Annotated in this window: 13 protein-coding genes; 6 read left to right on the forward strand and 7 right to left on the reverse strand. The window is 42.1% G+C overall.

The window, feature by feature from the left end:
* Positions 1-37: 37 nt before the first annotated feature.
* Positions 38-928, reverse strand: a complete 891-nt coding sequence (locus tag F456_RS0110530) for a prolipoprotein diacylglyceryl transferase (protein ID WP_018976990.1) — start codon at positions 926-928, stop codon at positions 38-40.
* A gap of 196 nt (positions 929-1,124) precedes the next feature.
* Here F456_RS0110530 and F456_RS0110535 point away from each other — a divergent pair, with 196 nt between their 5' ends.
* Positions 1,125-1,487 carry a helix-turn-helix domain-containing protein gene (locus tag F456_RS0110535; protein WP_018976991.1) on the forward strand — a complete coding sequence of 121 codons (363 nt, stop codon included), beginning with the start codon at positions 1,125-1,127 and terminating at the stop codon, positions 1,485-1,487.
* A 68-nt stretch (positions 1,488-1,555) separates the two neighbouring features.
* Here the strand turns inward: F456_RS0110535 and F456_RS0110540 are convergent, their stop codons facing one another.
* The 4 genes from F456_RS0110540 to F456_RS22330 form a co-directional block, all read right to left on the reverse strand.
* The gene (locus tag F456_RS0110540; RefSeq protein WP_018976992.1) at positions 1,556-1,780 is read right to left on the reverse strand and encodes a hypothetical protein; all 225 of its coding nucleotides are present in this window, start codon (positions 1,778-1,780) and stop codon (positions 1,556-1,558) included.
* An 85-nt stretch (positions 1,781-1,865) separates the two neighbouring features.
* Positions 1,866-2,909: a hypothetical protein gene (locus F456_RS0110545; RefSeq protein ID WP_018976993.1), complete on the reverse strand. Its 1,044-nt coding sequence runs from the start codon at positions 2,907-2,909 to the stop codon at positions 1,866-1,868.
* 145 nt (positions 2,910-3,054) lie between these two features.
* Complete coding sequence (locus tag F456_RS23600; RefSeq protein ID WP_018976994.1) at positions 3,055-3,915, reverse strand: hypothetical protein; 861 nt, start codon at positions 3,913-3,915, stop codon at positions 3,055-3,057.
* A gap of 88 nt (positions 3,916-4,003) precedes the next feature.
* Positions 4,004-5,593 (reverse strand): Eco57I restriction-modification methylase domain-containing protein, encoded by a 1,590-nt coding sequence (locus tag F456_RS22330; RefSeq protein ID WP_018976995.1) that lies wholly within the window; start codon positions 5,591-5,593, stop codon positions 4,004-4,006.
* Between the two features lie 127 nt (positions 5,594-5,720).
* Between F456_RS22330 and F456_RS0110560 the strand changes: the two genes are divergently transcribed.
* The 3 genes from F456_RS0110560 (at position 5,721) to F456_RS0110570 (ending at position 9,376) form a co-directional block, all read left to right on the forward strand.
* The gene (locus F456_RS0110560) at positions 5,721-6,650 is read left to right on the forward strand and encodes a BsuBI/PstI family type II restriction endonuclease (RefSeq protein WP_018976996.1); all 930 of its coding nucleotides are present in this window, start codon (positions 5,721-5,723) and stop codon (positions 6,648-6,650) included.
* 26 nt (positions 6,651-6,676) lie between these two features.
* Entirely contained in the window at positions 6,677-8,818 is a 2,142-nt protein-coding gene (locus tag F456_RS0110565; RefSeq protein WP_018976997.1) for an AAA family ATPase, read from the forward strand.
* A gap of 135 nt (positions 8,819-8,953) precedes the next feature.
* Positions 8,954-9,376 carry a hypothetical protein gene (locus F456_RS0110570; protein ID WP_018976998.1) on the forward strand — a complete coding sequence of 141 codons (423 nt, stop codon included), beginning with the start codon at positions 8,954-8,956 and terminating at the stop codon, positions 9,374-9,376.
* Between the two features lie 299 nt (positions 9,377-9,675).
* Here F456_RS0110570 and F456_RS0110575 read toward each other — a convergent pair whose 3' ends face one another.
* Positions 9,676-10,227 carry a GNAT family N-acetyltransferase gene (locus tag F456_RS0110575; RefSeq protein WP_018976999.1) on the reverse strand — a complete coding sequence of 184 codons (552 nt, stop codon included), beginning with the start codon at positions 10,225-10,227 and terminating at the stop codon, positions 9,676-9,678.
* A gap of 30 nt (positions 10,228-10,257) precedes the next feature.
* The gene (locus F456_RS0110580; protein WP_018977000.1) at positions 10,258-11,475 is read right to left on the reverse strand and encodes a DUF418 domain-containing protein; all 1,218 of its coding nucleotides are present in this window, start codon (positions 11,473-11,475) and stop codon (positions 10,258-10,260) included.
* A 239-nt stretch (positions 11,476-11,714) separates the two neighbouring features.
* Here F456_RS0110580 and F456_RS0110585 point away from each other — a divergent pair, with 239 nt between their 5' ends.
* Both F456_RS0110585 and F456_RS0110590 read left to right on the forward strand, forming a co-directional pair.
* Positions 11,715-13,031 (forward strand): ATP-binding response regulator, encoded by a 1,317-nt coding sequence (locus F456_RS0110585; protein WP_018977001.1) that lies wholly within the window; start codon positions 11,715-11,717, stop codon positions 13,029-13,031.
* A 39-nt stretch (positions 13,032-13,070) separates the two neighbouring features.
* The gene (locus tag F456_RS0110590; RefSeq protein WP_018977002.1) at positions 13,071-13,763 is read left to right on the forward strand and encodes a response regulator transcription factor; all 693 of its coding nucleotides are present in this window, start codon (positions 13,071-13,073) and stop codon (positions 13,761-13,763) included.
* The last annotated feature ends 107 nt before the right edge of the window (positions 13,764-13,870 follow it).

Below are 13,870 nucleotides of genomic sequence, written 5' to 3' on the forward strand. Positions count from 1 at the left end.
ATAAAACTTCCTCTCATGTTTCTTAATTTGAATTCACTCAATTGGCAGACTGCAGAAATTCTTTATCTACATACTTATAGATTTCAACCAGTCCCTGCGATCCGTAGGGAGCAATCAGTTGGTTACCATCGAGCACGATGTAAGATTGAGAGCCGATGGCCAGATCCTGCGTCATAGGGTCTACTTTCTCCACGTTTGCGACATCGGTGTAAGAGAACACCCATACAGCTTCGTCGATCACAGAATCTCCGGCTGCTAGAACCAACTCGTCTATGCCGTCGCCATCGAAGTCGTGAAGGGCGGCTTGGATCGCATAGCCTGTACTCAGCTCGCCGTAGTCGTCGAACGCGCCGGAATCTTCCACGCCGGAAAGGTCCAGCGGTCGAGCGATGGAACCGGACGGGAATAGGAGGAGAACTTTCACGCCGTTTGGGCTGTCCTGGCCTAGAATTAGCTCGGCTTCCGTACTACCGAAACGAACAGGCATCGAAATATCCGGATCGCCCGTTCGCCATTCTATGTTTGGAATCATACTTCCGTCGGCGGCTCGGATCAGGTCGTCGCTCTGCGGGGCATCTCCGGCGACTTCGTCTTCATCGTCTTCCATTTCTTGACGGTTCAGTTCTTCGTTCTGAGGGGGCTCTTCTTCTGTTTCGGTTACTGGCGAAGCCGCTTCACTCTCTGTAATCGGCTCCGTACCTTCCAGCGCGTTTTCTTTCTCTGTGGAGGATGTTGCTTCTTCAGGTGCCCCAGCTGACTCGGTCGTCTTCGGCTTTTCGGAATCCGCTTCTTTGAGAGAGCCAGTTCCTTCTTCCGTTTCGTTGGTCTTACTTACAGCAGTGGAGGCGCTGTCGACGGGTTCTTCTTTTCCGCAGGCGGAAACTACTGCCAGAGCGAGCACCGTAGGCAGCAGAAAAAGCTTTCTCATTTTGGGCCTTCCCTTCTTGATTGCGAATTTTGATGCTCAGGAACTGTTGCAATCTCCTATTTCCCTAACTCGTTAGGTAGGATATGCCTATTATAATAACTTAAAAGTACTATAACAACGTTTTTTTGTAGTTTGGTAATATGGTTTCCCTTTCCGAATCTTTACTACGCTTAGTGGATAAGAGGGGGAATGAGACTTGTCGGATTTGCTCAAACTCATCGGGGCGCGGATCAAGCAGATTCGTAACGATCGGGGACTGTCCCAGGCTGGGTTGGCGGAGCTTGCGGGCATGCAGGATTCCTACATAGGCGGGGTGGAGCGCGGAACCCGAAACATCTCGATCAACTCGCTGCATAAGATCATGTCGGCGCTGGACGCCGAGCCCATCGACGCATTCAGGTTCGGAGAACTCGAACATACGGATTGGGAGCTCGAAAAGCAGCAGGTGTTAGGCATTCACTTGGCGATGCTGCAAGAGCGTAGTTTGTCCGAGGTGAAGCTCGTAGAGCGTATGGCGCGGGACATGTTCCGCACGTATGACGAAGAGGAACAAGAATAGAAAATACGAGGCGAGCAGACGGAGTAATGACCGCTGCTCGCTTTTTTGATCTGCTGCGCTCCATGTTCCTACTCGAGCATCTTGCGGAGCAGGCCTTTCAGCAGTCGACGTTTCTTTCCGCTTCGTCGCGTCGGTACAGTCACGGCTACAGAGAGCGAGAAAGAGCTTTTGTGCTCTTTCTTCTTCTCCATACGAACAAGAACGTTGGATGCACCTAAGCTCTTTGGTTCGATCTCCTTCCATGTGGCTAACGTCCGTTCGAGCTTAGGAATAAGCATTTCCTCTTCGGGCATTTGGCGCTCCTTTCTAATACAAATTTCTATTGGCTAAGATAACTTTCTATCTATGCGAGCATTCGGGATAAGTCGATGGTACAGGTCAAGCCTCCTTTCTATATCTAGGGTTGATGCTCACACTTACGTCACTGTATTTCGCGTAGAAGCGCATATCTCTCGTCGCCTGGTTGGCCTGCTGAGTGAAGCTTTCTCTCAGACTGTCATCCTCGAACTCGAAGAAATCCCTTTTCTTCTGCGCTCCGAACATGGCAATCAGAGCGTAGTGGTAGCTGGCGGGGTTGCAGATATTGCCGGTTCCCAGTGGGAGGGCACCGACTATTTCGCCTACCGTAAGCGTATCGGGAAGCGGTTCTTTTCGATCTAGCGAAAGCAGCAGGCACGCGAAAAGGACGTCGGCATTAGCTTTGGCGGAGATCTGACTGAGGTCGTAGTTCGTGCAGGGAGAACTCTCCCAATCAAGGTCAGGAAATTCAGGCTCGACTGTCGGCCCCGATCGCCCAATCACGCGAGCGAGCGTATTGCGGTTGCCGTAGGCTTTGAGAAAGCGGCCGAGCTGCAGCGGAGCACGTTCCCCCAGGTTGGTCTGGAGCTTGGGGAGGAGCTGGCGGAAAAACTCGGTGTATCGCTCTAGGTTACCGTAGTCGTAATTTTCGGAAACTTCTTTCTCGTCGTGCTCGATTTCCGCCAGCAGATCGCTCATGGCGCAGAGACGGTGTGTGTCGACGAGCTCGATCGCTTCGGGACTTAGAAGGTGGCACAAAAAAGCGGCAACGTCGAAGCCGACGTTGCCGCTGTCTCCAAACTTGTCTTGCCAGAAGTCGAAGATGTCGGCCGGATTATCGGGAAGGGTTTCGACAAAATCCGACCAGTTTTGAATAGCAATGATTTCGAGCTTTTTGTGAGCGTAAGGCTTGTCTCTTCGCTGCCAAGCTCCGCACTGCCAGGAAAGCGCGGACTTCAAGATAGCAGCGTCTACCGACTTTGGATCGGCGAAAGCCGCGCGCCAATCGTTCAGAGGCCTTTCGGGAAAGCGGGCGTAGGGGAAACGCGAAAGCTGCTCGTCAAGTCGCTCCCGAATCAGCCGGGCCAGGGATTTCTTTTGGTTCTCGTTAAGGGAAAAGGACATAGGAAACTCTCCTCAATGAATGTATTTTGGAACAGGAATGGAAAGGGGGTGGCATGGTGCACGTGGAATAGAGACGATCGCGGAGTGTTAAGGTGGACGTACGAGTGGTGTAGACACGGAGACGTGGGCCTGATTGGACGTACAGCTATTCGAGAAACGGGTCTTCATACTGCACGTGGAAAGGAGCGGCAAGTTCGCTGACCCAGTGGATCGCGGAAGGAAGGTCGCCGCCCTGGAAGATGGGAGTGTCGTTGAACGCCTCGTCTTCCCAGAGAAGCTCTGCCTGTTCGAGTTCTCGATTCACTCGGAAGCAGCAGGTGTTGCCGTCTGTGTATTCGTTCGGTCCGTCGATCAGGTTGTTGGTGCGAAGCACGAGGCGGATCAGGTGAGTGGGCGGGAGCGGAAACTGGGAGAACGGATCGCTATCGAAGGGAAGTTCCCGGGCGTAAGCGGGGAGGAGGCCGGTGAGAGTGTCGGGTGTAAAGGGTCGGGCCGATACTAGCATGAGCCAGATGTTGTCGCCTCCGTTTTCGGGGCCGAGGTCGGTTTCGTCTTGCTCGAAGAGTTCTTTTAGACGCTTCAATATGAGATCGTTGTCGGTGGGGGTTAGACCGGATTTTTGGCGCAGCCACTTCTCGATTGTCTCGTCGTGGGAGCCGGCTATTGTGAAGAAGGTGGTCATGTAGGAGTCGTTGTAGACGACACCGATCATGTAGGCTGTGCCAGTTTGATCCGGAAGTTCGATGGCTTGAACGTACTCTGGCGTGCAGCCGAGAAGTCCGCCGTCTTCGCGGCTGAGGCCGATGAAGGAGAGATCGTGAAGATTGTCGCCGGGTTCGAGGAGGATGATTGGGCCGAGGTGGTCTAGTGTGAAGATAGTGTCTTCTTCGTCACCGTGGGTAGAATGGAGGTGATCGAAATGAGCTTGGATCTGCGGAAGTAAGGTTGGGAAGGTATCAGTATAGCAGAGAGTAGTGAGGTCTTGTTGAGTTTGGATGATTTTCATAGTATATAGGCCTCCAAAATAAAAATAGAGCTTTAAGCATATGCTTAGAGCTCTTCAGAAATATAATATTAATTTTCATCTGGCTTAATTACATATCTTGCTCTGATGGTATAAGACACACTTCTTCGAATGTACGATCTATAACTTCTTGACTCGGTAATTCTGTTTCGTAACTTTTCCCTAAAATTACAAGCTGCTGAATAGTAGGATACTTGATACTTCTTAAGTCTGTAGCGTTAACTTGAGTGTTTCCACTGAACTGCCTGAAGTACAAATCTACCAATGTAGAATTCAAGAAAAGCGATAATCCTTTTGCTAACGTCAAGTCTAAACCATTTCTATTGATATGATAGTAGTTAACCTTGTTCTCAAATGCTACTAGATTAGAACCAGTTAAGCTTTCCTCGTAAACGGCTGCTACAACCCTTCTTTTTTCTTCCTTCGAAGTCATGCGTTTCACAAGCACATAGTTCCCACGTGGGCGAAGTTTAGACATTAATTTTTCGCTTATAAGGATAGAGTTATACTTTTTGACCTGTACTTTCGGCCAAAGCACTTTTCCAATTCCTTGATTGAAGTGTTCGGGATAAATCAAAGGCACTGAATCAGGAGAAGGTTCTTTCAATAGCGTGCTCTTTTCCTCTCTGAAGTCAACGACTGGGCCTGTAGAGAGAGTTAATCCCAAATTCTCAAGAGTACAAGGAAGACCTTCTATAGCATTTTTTGTCGCAACATCAGAAATATCTTTAATTAGTCGAATCGTGAGCAATGGATCGTCAGATAAAACGAGTTCTTCAAAGCGGATTTTGTTAGTTTCTATATTCTCGAAGTTCTTCGTCTGACTAAAAGTTAAAGTTACCTCGTATCCTGTTACTGGTTTCTTATTGATAAGATGGTAGATCACGTTTTCTTGTAAAACATTATCCTCTGCAAAGACCTTACTTCTAGACTCAAAAAGATGAAAGTGATTAATCATAGTATCCTTCACTAGTTCTTCTCGAAACCTTTTAAAGTATTGTCCATTACAGAAGCTTCTAGGAGTGATTGCTACAAGCTCGCCATCCTTTAACAGCCATCTTTTAGAAAGAGCAACAAAAGCAGAGTAAAGATTAGTAACATCAAGATCGATTGAAGCCAATAACTTTTTTTCTTTGGAATTACTGCTGAGTTTCTGGTAAGGAGGATTCAGGATTGCTAGGTCAAACTTACTTTTTGCTGTAGCTGATGGTAGCTTTTGAACACTACTGTGTATGAAATTCTCGTTCACTATTTTCCCAGTGAATTTAATATCAAAATCGGAACAAACTTGATGACAGATGGTTAGAGTTTCTTGCAAGGCAGCTGAAAGGCTCTTATCTATTTCAAATGCTTCCCAGTAAATTTCTTTAGGTTTTTCTTCCCAGCTACATATTTCTTTTATAACGGCGGCACCTAGAATACCTGCACCAGCGCCTGCATCCAAAATTCTAATTTTTTTCTTTTTTCGTACTTGAAATAAACTTGCCATAAAAGCGGCGGTTACGATGTCCGTAAAAAACTGTTCAAGTCCTTCTTTATTTTTAGCGTCTAACTGCTGCCGAGCAGATTCAGAGATAGTAGAAAGCATATTTGAGAAATTCACTGGATACATGGATTCTTCTTTAAAAACAAGCACACCTTTTTCGATAATAAATCCCATCAGAAAAACTCCTTAAGGCATAATTTTTTATTCTGCAATACTTCAGTTAAAAATTTCTTGACGCAGAATACAACTGCAATTATATTAATAACTATCGGAACAACAATTGCATTCAGAGGTGAGGATTTTGAAAACAAATGTCCAAGAAATTTTGACGATTTTAGAAGGGATGGCATTCCCAAAACAGTACACAAATGAACTAACCGCTATCTGCATACTGGCACTACAAGATCGTACTCCACGGTCAGGTCTGATTAAAGGCCATACTTGCTTAGCTGAGGGAGCTAGAATAACGGATATCCTCAATTATGCTCGAAACGATCTAGGTAAGAATTATGCAGAAAACACTCGTGAGACCGTAAGGAAGAACAGCTTAAAACAATTAGTTGAATTCGGTTTGGTACATGTAAACAAAGACGATCCTAAGAGGTCCGTTAATTCTGGTAAAACCAATTATACCTTAGTAGAAGAGTTTAGCGAACTGTTACAACTACAAGGGAACCCTGAATTGTTGGCTCAAAAAATGCTTAATTTTGCAGATGAAATTACTTTGAATCGGCAATCGTACTTAGCTGAGTTACAACAACACGACATAATGATTAATGTACCTTTTTCAGATACAATAATCCCTTATTCACCTGGTGACCATAACGTCATTGCTAAGCTTATAGTTGAAGAGATCTTTAAAGAAGATGACCGAGAGATACATTTGGCCTATCTAGGCGATACTAAAGATAAGAGTAAATTCTTGAATGGAGATCTTTTAAACCGTCTTGAGATCTCTATAGATCAGCATGCGAAGCTCCCAGACGTAATAGGAGTTGATTTGAATAAAGGAGAAGTATTTATCTTCGAGGCTGTAGCATCAAGTGGTCCAGTCGATACTTTGAGAAAGAAGGAGTTAGAGCTTCTTTTTGCACAGTGTCCATACCAGTTACGAATGGCTACTGTGTTTTTGAAGCGAAATGTGTTTCAGAAGTACTCTAATAATATAGCTCCTGATACTACAGTTTATGTGATTGAGAATCGGATGAAGATTTCGTACAAAGAGTATTGATACCAAAATTCAAAGGAGAATTAAATTTGCGACTCTTAAATGTTACATTAAGCGGAATCAAGAAATACACTAAGCCTCAAAGTTTTAACTTTGAAGACAGCACTTCTATAAATACATTAAGTGGAAGGAATGGAGCAGGAAAAACTACTATTTTTGCAGCAGTCATGCAAGTTCAAAAAGCATTTTTCATTACTAGAATGCAAAATGTAGTGACCAGTGCCGAATATGAGAAGTTATCTACAAAACTTGGGCAAGAATTGTATAACTCCTCATTTGAAAAGGGATCTTATATAGAAGTAACTTTCGAATTCGATAAAAAAGATAGAGCTTTGATTGCTCCTTCCAATGTTTTTGATGAAAACTTTAAATTGTATTGGCCTGAAGATTTAGAAGAGAATCATACTTGCAAAGTAACAGCTAAATTAAAAGTACATGGTATCCTCCAGAATACAGCTCAGTGGAGTATATTTCTCGACGACAGGGACAATGCAATTCTAGGCGCTTTTTGGAATCTCGAAAACCCCAGAAACGTAGTAGCTTTTATAAATTCTAGCAAAAATATCGTAGAGCAAGATGTCATGTTTGATAACTTAAAGTTAAGACCTAGTAGAAAGCCAGTTAATTCGATTTCAAGTGTTGTATATTTTGCAATTGAACCTGAAAGTGCTTTTGAAAAATTATACGAATTAATGGTGAATGACTATTTATATGAAAAGATGAACCCAGTAAACCGTAAAACTAGTTCACCAAGAAATGACATTTATTACCATGTCACAAAAGTTCTTTTTGATTATTTATCTCCACATCTGATGCTTAAAAACTTATCTTTTGTTCAAAAAGAAGACCAGTTTGTTATAACAGCTCAGCAGCGAATTGTTGGTAAGTCTAGTGCCTACGATATGCGTGGTTTTAGTGCGGGAGAAAAGCTATTATGGTACTCATTACTTTTTATTAACTACACGAAAAGTATGGGAATATTAATAATTGATGAACCGGAAAATCACTTGCACGAAGAGTTGGCAAGCAAGTTAGTCGCGTTGTTGCAGGGTCTTGTTGAAGCAGAAGATTATAAAAAGTTTATTAATACGTTAGGAAATAGAAACAATGTTAGATTGCCAAGCTTAGAAAAAGAACTTTTAAAAGAATATGTCTTTTTTAGACTAAGTCAAGTTTTTCTTCTTACTCATTCTAAAAGTTTGATTTATCAGAATTTTACAAACGGAAAAAATTTCGCTTTACAAAATAATACAGTTTCGGTGATAGATTACGAGTCTTGCGAAAGAGTCCTTCGAGATATAGGACTTAGCTACGTAAACGATAAAGTTCTTTTTGTAGAAGGTCAAACTGATGTAGTACTTCTAGAAAAGGTAGTCGGACAATATAATATTAAAGTTAAAGAACTAGATAATTGTAATGAAATCATAAAGGTGTTCAAGTCAGTAAAGCAGATTAAAGATTTATTGAAAGACCCTATTTTTGTATTTATGATCGACAGAGATACAAGAAGTAATGAGGAAATAGAGAAACTAAGAAATGAAGATGAAGAGTATTTTGAAAAGCACTTTATAATTCTTGACAAACATGAACTAGAAAATTACTATCTTGAGCCAAGTGTCTTAGAAGAAGCGTTAAAAACATTTGAGCATCCAACCGACCTGGTTTATCAAGCACCTAGCTTACAAAATATTGAAGAAATTATTTTTGAAGTAGCAAATTTGAAACTCGATGATACTAAAAGAAAATATTTGAACTACAACCTAAACAATACGATAGGGAAAATGAATAGTTTAATAAAGAGAAGAGATTTAAAAGTGGACACAATACAGAATCATGAGCAGCACATTGAAGAGATATTGTCGGGGGAAAATTTTGAAAAGATCAAAAGGGAACTTATTGAACATTTTGAAGCTATGGAACAAAGTTTTTCTGAATCCAACTGGCGCAGTAATTGGCGAGAATTAATGGATGGAAAATCTGTTTATAGTTTAGTAATTAATAGGTTATCCCAAGGATGTCCTGGGGATGAAAACTCATTAAAAAGAAGAGTAACTGAAATATTGTTGTCTTCTAGAGACACGGAATTCAAGAGATTGACTAACCAAATTTTTAGAATGTTCAATATCGTAGAAGGTCCTATAAGAGATACAACTTTTGAGGAGACTATTTAAATAATCTATAATGTTAGAGAGCCCTTTAATTTTAAAGGCTCTCTTTTTAATTTTGGAATTTTATTGATTCTATACAATTCACCTGAAACTTTATATACTTGCTTGTCGTATAAAAAGTCAAAAGGAGGGTATGTCGTGTTTAATAAAAGAGGTTTCCAGAGGATAAAAAGAACTTTCAAGCAGGCAAAACCAGGTTTAACTAGGTGGGGATTCTTTTTGTCTACAGTGGCTTTTATTTTGACATACGTAGCTGAGCGAGTCTACTTAAACAATCCTCATGCATGGTATGACATTACAGGACGTGAAGATATTCTGCTCCTTGGCCTTGCATTAGTATTTTCATTGGTGCATATGTACATAAAAATTAGCCTTTTGGCTTTTGAGTTGTATTTAGGTGTAGGGAACCCTAAGTTAACAATACTTAGCATACTTGCTCCATTTATTTTCATTCTACATTCTTTATTTACCATGTCGCCTTTATATATTATGCCACTTTTAATGATTGTGTTGCTTCAGGTTTATAACTACTTTAGAGCTCAACCTCCAAAGCTAGCTTGAAGATCCTCAAAATCTATTTTAAGAATCGTATGCTAGCATAAGTTTTATAATTTCTCTTTTAAAAATCAAAAGGCACCCATTTGGGTGCCTTTTGATTTCGCTCTGTAACTGATACGGTGAGCCCTACCATAAGTAGACACAATCTCCACAAACCAATTGTACTCCTCAATCAGTGTTACTCTGAAGAGCAGTAGAACTTCTTTTTCGTTCTTTGTACAGAAAGTCGTCGGGATTAGGGAAAATAGAGTCTGAATAGAAAAGCCTACTTCCGATTTTTACGGAAGTAGGCTTTTCTAATCCTATTTTTTCATAACTTTTTCGAATTTAAAGAAGTCATCTTCGCCGGGGAAAGGACTCTCGTCGTTGTGACCGTGATCAGGCGAATGCGGGTCGGGATGATATTTATTGTAGAACTCTACGATATGGAATCCGCATTTGTTCACATAGAAATGAATATTTCGCTTTTCGAAATAAGGGGTTCCGGTTTCCCATAACACGGTGTCCGGATATTGGGCTTCGATTGCGTGCCAAGCGGCAAGACCGATACCGGAGCTATGATACTCTGGAGACACATAAAAAAAGTCGAGAGAATTATGATGAGTCTTGCTGTCGATCCGGACGATGGCACCTCCTACTTTATTGCCGTTTTGAATAATGTGGTGACCGACTGCACCGGGAGCATCCAAAGACGCTTCGATGTCGCTGTCAGGCGGGATTGGTTCATTTTCGTTTGTGCCGAACGTTTCGATGACGGAAATTGCAAAAGCTTCCTGTAATTTTTTTTTGAATTCCGGTAAATCGGATGTTTCCAGCGCTGCTAGAGTGATTTTTGCCGCTTTTTTTGTATTCATGCTTAGGGGTATCCCCTTTCCTTAAATTTTTTACTGAACCGATTCTCCGACAGGAGGCGATATCGTTTTGGAATGTTCTTTTACTTTGCCGTAGGTCAGCTTACGCCATACAAATTCCATAGGCCCATACTTGAATCGTTTTAACCAGAACGTACTGAACAAAGTAAGAGCTAGGTATACGGCCAGAGCGATCGTCAATGTACCGATAGGCTGAATACGGTTGGCAAGGCCGAATCCGTACCCCAGCAGCAGAATCGTTCCAATGATCGAGTGCAGCAGATAACATGTCAACGACATCCGTCCAACTTTGGTGAAAATCATCAATACGCCTTGCAGTCGAGGAACATAGAGCAGCATCATCGCAAGGGTGCTCATATAGAACATGCTTCCGGTCAAGCCTCCATTTTGCATCAAGACGGAAGAAAACTCCATCGCTATATAATTATCGGAAGAAAGATGAACAGTGAATAACGAACTGCTTTCCGTAACGACAAAAGCGATTGTGCTGATGATCCAAATTTGCATCCAAAGCTGTCTTTTTGTGAACATCGCTTTAAAAAACTCCATTTTAACAAAATATACACCTAGCAAATACATGAGAAGCATGGAATATACAGTGGAGAAAGAACTTAAAGACATTGCTTTCATATCCAACCATCTGGCCCCGATCGAGCTGAGGTAAGTGAGGCTGCTATTGTGACTGGATAGCACGAAGTCTGCGAAATTCGACATTTCGGATGGTTGCGCGCTAATCGACTGGAATAAAAAGCTAATTACAGGAAACAAAAATTGAATAGCAATAAGCGCAATAATCCAGTGTAGCACTGTTTTGGGCTTGCACTTGTAGAAAGCGAGCAGTAAGAATCCGGTTAAGGCATAAAAAGCCAAAATGTCGCCGACCCAAACTAAAGTGATGTGCAAAAGGCCGAATCCTAGCAGAACAGTCAACCTACGGGCAAAAAGTTTGTTCGGATTTTTGACTCGCATTAAAGCACGATTCATAAAAATCATGAATCCGACGCCGAATAAGAAAGAAAACAACGTTACGAATTTTCCTTCGGCAAATTGGGAAACGAGATTACGAATAACATCGTTCGAACCCATCTCGAATCCTTTTGCGGAATCCACCATTAAAAAATAATTGACGATAATAATGCCCAGCATGGCGAATCCGCGGACGATATCTAAAAAGTGTATCCGTTCCCGCAGACTCATAGGTTGCATAAGTTCTTCTTTTTGTGAGCTCATAGCAATGCTCCTTTTATTTTTAAATGTGCAATGATTTTAAGGTGTGAGGAGTGCTTGTCGTCGATCCTTACTCTCGATAATATAAAGAGCAAATCTTAACGGTTTATGAAGGCTGAAGAAATAATTCAAATTCATTTTTATCAACTGGATATTTGCTTTCATAAACAATTAAGATTTGCTTTGTATCCTATTAATATAAAAGGGACGTAAGACCAAACTCAACGAGAAGAGGAAAGGATTTGACGCATCGCAATTATAAATCCATGCTGACCGGAAAATTGCTCCTGCTGATTGCAGTCGCTTTGCTCGCAAGCGGTATCGTATTCGCAGCACTGCAAAAAATCACGAATGACCTGATCGAGGGATATCTAAATTCAGACGAATATTACGAAAAAGAATCGACCCGATACACCCAGAAATTCAGCGACTACGTTTCTGCGAATCACTTGTCGACATCGGATCGCCAAGCTTTTGAACAATGGGCGAGAGAAGAAAATCACATTCTGCTGACGATATCTAAAGATCAGATTCTTCAATTTAATTCTACGTATTCCCGATCGGATGAGTCGGCTTATGGAAAAGAAAAGGTGTCTCAATATCATCAGACCCATTCACGTCCGGTTCAGTTCAGCGACGGTCAAGCGCAGGTGAGGATCGACGGTTTTTACTCTTCCCGATATTTCGCTCTAGCGTTCACGCTGGAGTTGTTCGGCGCGACCTTGATTTTTCTGATTATCGTTCTGCTGGGGATACGCGGGAGCTTGAATTATTTGAAAACGATCCATCAAGAGATTCATATTCTTGAAGGCGGCGAGCTGGATTACGAGATGACGATAAAAGGAAATGACGAGTTAGCGAGGATTGCGCAAAGCATAGAAGGTTTAAGAAAAGCTTTTCTAGATAAACTTAAAGCTATCGAGGAGTTGCAAAAAGAAAGCCGCAGCCTCGTAACCGAAATCTCGCACGATATGCGCACGCCGCTTACATCGCTAATCATGTATCTGGAGTTTGCGAAAAAAGAACGAAGCGAAGCGCGTACCGACGACAAAGTAGGGTACGTAGACAATGCTTATCATAAAGCTCTGCAATTAAAAAGGATGTCCGACAATTTGTTTGCGTATTTTTTGCTGGATAAGGAGACTGAAGCGGAGCTGGAATCGGTTACCGTGAAGGAAGTGATCTACGATCTGATATCGGATCAGATCGCTGTTCTTCATCAGGAGAATTTTCGGGTTCATATTTCGGGTGAGCTGCCGGAAACTTATATTTATGTGAATATGGAAGAGCTTGGACGCGTTTTCGATAACCTCATGTCCAATTTGCTTAAATACGCCGACCCGGCGGAAGAGATCAACATTGTATTTACATCGAATCAAGAAACCTTCGAAATCCGTATCCACAATACTATTAAAAAAGCCGATGCGAAAACCGAAAGCAACCGACTCGGTGAAAGAATCATCGGACGAATGATGAATCGGATGCAAGCGCAGTTTAAAAGCACGCAAGAAAATAACGAATACTTAACGTTATTGAGATTTTGGAACACAAAGATATAAGTCGCCATTCAAAACTATGAATAGATAAGGAAGGGTAGGATGAAAAATCGGATTTTGCTTGTTGAAGACGATCGGGAAATCCGAGATTTGCTGAAGCTTTCTCTTTCCAATCAAGGATATGAAGTGATGACGGCAGAAGATGGAAGGCAAGCGCTGGAGATTGTGGACGCCTCGTTTGATTTGATCGTTTTGGACGTCTCGATGCCCGGACTTTCGGGTATTGGAACATGTATACGGATCAGAGAACGTTTTAATATGCCGATTTTGTTTTTGACAGCGAAATCTGACACGTTGGACAAAGCGGAAGGCTTGTTAGCCGGCGGCGACGACTATATGACCAAGCCTTTTTCGGAACACGAGCTTCATGTCAGAGTCATTGCTTTATTGCGAAGATATAAAATTTATCAAGATAAAAAGGAGGATAACGAAACGTTTCTTGTTGCCGGTATACTGAAAGTGAGCGAACTATTCAACGAGGTTTGGAAAGGAAGCCAGAAAATCGAGCTATCCGAACTGGAATACGGTATTTTGAAATTATTGATGACTAGACGCAATAAAATTTTTCCTGCACAAAATATTTATGAAAGCGTCTGGAAGCAGCCTTATTTTTATGACTCAAATAACACCGTGATGGTGCATATCCGTAAATTGCGCAAAAAGATCGAAGACGATGCTGCGAATCCGACTTACATTTTGACGGAATGGGGAAGAGGATATCGGTTTGGCAAATGATAGTTTGGATAAAAAAAGGGTCGATTCTATGGCGATAAGCCGAGGTCGTCCTTTTTTTATTCCAACTCAGTGGCCCTAACAGTTTCCCCTTCAATCAACACCGGCTG

The organism is Saccharibacillus kuerlensis DSM 22868, from assembly GCF_000378145.1.
Taxonomy (GTDB): domain Bacteria; phylum Bacillota; class Bacilli; order Paenibacillales; family Paenibacillaceae; genus Saccharibacillus; species Saccharibacillus kuerlensis.